A 3,483-nucleotide genomic window follows, 5' to 3' on the forward strand; every position below is an offset into this window, starting at 1 on the left:
ATCTTGTTGTTTCGGCGCGCCTTTGCAATGGCGCGATCTTGCGCGGTTCCCTCTTAAGTTTGGTTAAGGGCTCCGGAGAAATACGAGGGTGTTTTGGAGAAAACTTGCGGCGATGCGACGCGCGCTGGCGATCGTCATTAACAGAGGGTCAACGCGCTCAGTGAAATGCAGGCGCGAGCGCAGTGCGCGCAGATGGATTTCGCTCGCTGTAGAGTCTGACTCGGGATGCGCTTGGGTTAAATCGATTGGCCGCGGGCTCGGCACGACCTCTCCCGCTTGCGGGAGAGGTCGTGCCGAAGGCACGGGTGAGGGTTTTCTCCTCTGGGGGGCTCGATTGCGGAGATACCCTCTCACCAACTTTCCCCCGCAAGCGCAGGGCAATCGCATATGGGAATGATCTCGCCTGTGGCCATCCTTCGAGACGCCCGCCGTTGGCGGGCCCTCAGGATGAGGACCGCATGCGTTTCGCTGGTTTCAACGGGCACCGGTGCCGCTTAGCCTCACCCTGAGGGACCGCGAAGCGGTCGTCTCGAAGGGCGAGGCGCGCGCTCAGGTCTTTCAAAACCATATGCGATTGCCCTGCCGCGAGCGGGGAGGGAGCGCACCTCCCACGTTGCGACACCTAAACCTAATCGTTAGCCGCTTGCTGGGATGCGGCACTGCATGATGCAATGCAGTCCGGTTTTCAGATATGAGATCTCGGTCTTGCCGTCGAAGGCCGACAATGCCGATTTCAGCAGCTGGGTGCCGAAGCCGGGTTCGGACACCTTGTCCACGCTCGGCCCCTCGGTTTCGTCCCAGGTGATGGTCAGGCGGTCGTCGCTGATGGTCCACGACACCTGCAACAGACCGCGCGGCGAGGAGAATGCGCCGTACTTGCCCGCGTTGGTGGCAAGCTCGTGAAACATCAATGACAGCGTCACCGCGAGCTTCGGCGGCAGGAACAATCGGTCGCCGTTGAGCGTGAAGCGGACATGGCCGTAAGGCCCGAGCTCCGAAATCAGGAGGTCGCGGATATCGCAGCCGGCCTTGTCGATCCGTGAGATCAGATCGTCGGTCGCGGCCAGCGAGCGCAGCCGCGGATCGATCCGGGCCCAGACCTGCGGCTGGTCGTGCAGCACCTGGTGCAACACGGCATGCACGGTCGACAGCTTGTTCTTCAGCCGGTGCTGCAGCTCATCGACCAGCTGCTTGCGATATGCCTCTTCCTCGATCAGGCGTTTGGAGATCCGCCGCTGCTCGGCCAGCATGGTGCGATAGTGCTCGACACCCCAGATGGTCATCGCGCAGACGGCCCAGTAGAGTGCCAGCAGCGCAAACCGCGCGCGATCGGCAAATGCATCGCCGAAATTCAAGACGACGCCGAGCACACCGCCGACCAGCGCCGTCACGATGCCGATCCGAAATCCGCCTAGCGCCGCAGCAAAGAACACGGCCGGGAAGTACGGCGTGAAATAGATGTCGGGGCGAACCTGAGCGAGTCCCCAGCGGACCAGGGTGGCGGCCAAAAGGCAGGTCACGGCGAAGCCGATGCTCAGGCCAAGCGAGGGCGCCGCCGCTCCTTGCCAGCCCTTGCGAAACTCGTCGATCAGCTTCCCCATGCGCAGCCCGGTTGCGAGAGGCGTTCGAACATCGATCGGCCCGCGAGGATGTCACGCATGCCGCCGTCACAAGCATAGCTTGCCTTGGCGGCAGCGGGCAGGAATAGTAGCCGCTTCCGCGATGGTGGCGGCCGACATCCATCATTGGGTATCAAATCGTTCAAGAACGGGAACATTCCATGGGTAGGCTGGACGGCAAGGTGGCGGTGATCACGGGAGCGACCAGCGGCATCGGATTGCGCACTGCAGAAGTCTTCGTTGCCGAAGGTGCCAAAATTGTGATCGCTGGACGACGACTACCGGAGGGCGAGGCGCTGGCGAAGCAGCTCGGGCCTGCTTGTGTCTTCCGCCAGACCGACGTCACGGTCGAAGCGCAGATGCAGGCGCTGATCGCGCTCGCGGTGGACAAATTCGGCAGGATCGACTGCCTGTTCAACAATGCGGGCGGGCCGGCGCAGACCGGCGGCATCGAGGGGCTCGAGGTCGAGCGGTTCGACGCCGCGATGGCGACGTTGGTGCGCAGCGTCATGCTCGGCATGAAGCACGCCGCCCCCTACATGAAGAAGCAGGGCTCAGGCAGCATCATCAACAATGGCAGCATTGCAGGCCGCCTCGCCGGCTTCTCGTCGTCGATGGTGTACAGCGCCGCCAAGGCGGCGGTGATCCATCTCACCAAATGCGTGGCGATGGAGCTCGGTGAATCCAACGTCCGCGTCAACGCGATCTCGCCCGGCGCGATCGCAACCGGCATTTTCGGCAAGGCGCTGGGGCTCTCGACCGACGCGGCGGAGAAGACGCCGGCGGTGATGCGCGAGGTCTACAAGACCGCACAGCCGATCCCGCGTGCCGGCCTTCCCGACGACATCGCCCAAGCCGCGGTGTTCCTCGCCAGCGATGAATCCAGCTTCGTCAACGGCCACGACCTTGTCGTTGACGGCGCCATGACCGGCGGCCGCAACTGGAGCCAGCAGCAGCAGGGCTACGTGGCCTTGCGCAAGGCGTTCGATCAGGGGGCGTAGGGATATCTGTCGTCATTCCGGGGCGATGCGAAGCATCGAACCCGGAATCCCGAGATTCTCAGTGTCGTAGGGTGGACAAAGGCGCGCTCTTCGCGCGCTGTGCCCTAAACCGCCTTCACCCGCACCCGCAATCCATCCCGCGGTTTCGGAATCGGCCACATCTGCCAGTCCGGCTTGTAGCCCGGCTCCAGCGACACCTCGATATTCTCCAGGAAATGCCGTGCGAAGCATTTCGCCTGCATATAGGCGAAGTGCAGGCCGAGGCACATATGCGCGCCGCCGCCGAACGGCACGAAGGCGAAGCGGTGGCGGCCGCGTTGCGCGTCCTCGGTGAAGCGCAAGGGATCGAAGCGGTCCGGCTCCGGCCAGATCTCCTTCATGTGGTGCGTAAAGAGCGGATTGATGCCGACCGCGGTGCCGGCGGGGACCGCATACCCCTTGAAGCTGAAATCGCGCATCGCACGGCGCGGCATCGACGGCACCGGCGGCTTGATCCGCAGCGCCTCCTTGAACGCCATCTCGGTGAGCGGCATCTTCTCCAGATCGTCGAAGCTGCTGGGCGCACCCAGGGCAAGGCCGAGCGCGAGCACCTCGGCACGCAGCCTGTCCTGCCAGTGGGGATTGGCGGCGAGCTCGCCGATGAAGGAGGTCAGCGACGACGTCAGCGTGTCGTGCGCCGCCATCATCAGGAAGCTCATATGGTCGATGATGTCCTGCTCCGAGAGCAACGCGCCGTCCTCATGGGTGGCGCGGCAGAGCTGCGAGAACAGGTCGTCGCCGCCGTGATTGCCGCGGCGCAAGGGAATCTGCTCGCGAAAATAGGCGACGATGCGCTTGCGTCCCTTCACTCCTCGCACCATCTG

The 3,483-nt window shown here is 63.7% G+C and carries 3 protein-coding genes; 1 reads left to right on the plus strand and 2 read right to left on the minus strand.

What is annotated here, in order from left to right:
* Window positions 1-635: 635 nt before the first annotated feature.
* Entirely contained in the window at window positions 636-1,601 is a 966-nt protein-coding gene (locus tag JHD07_RS16810) for an HWE histidine kinase domain-containing protein (RefSeq protein ID WP_291624190.1), read from the minus strand.
* Between the two features lie 179 nt (window positions 1,602-1,780).
* Here JHD07_RS16810 and JHD07_RS16815 point away from each other — a divergent pair, with 179 nt between their 5' ends.
* Window positions 1,781-2,620, plus strand: coding sequence for a glucose 1-dehydrogenase (locus JHD07_RS16815; protein WP_291624191.1), 840 nt, complete (start codon window positions 1,781-1,783; stop codon window positions 2,618-2,620).
* Between the two features lie 104 nt (window positions 2,621-2,724).
* Here JHD07_RS16815 and JHD07_RS16820 read toward each other — a convergent pair.
* A partial coding sequence (locus JHD07_RS16820; protein ID WP_291624192.1) for a cytochrome P450 occupies window positions 2,725-3,483 on the minus strand: 759 nt, incomplete at its 5' end.

The sequence above is a fragment of the Bradyrhizobium sp. genome, from assembly GCF_016462955.1.
Taxonomy (GTDB): Bacteria; Pseudomonadota; Alphaproteobacteria; order Rhizobiales; family Xanthobacteraceae; genus Bradyrhizobium.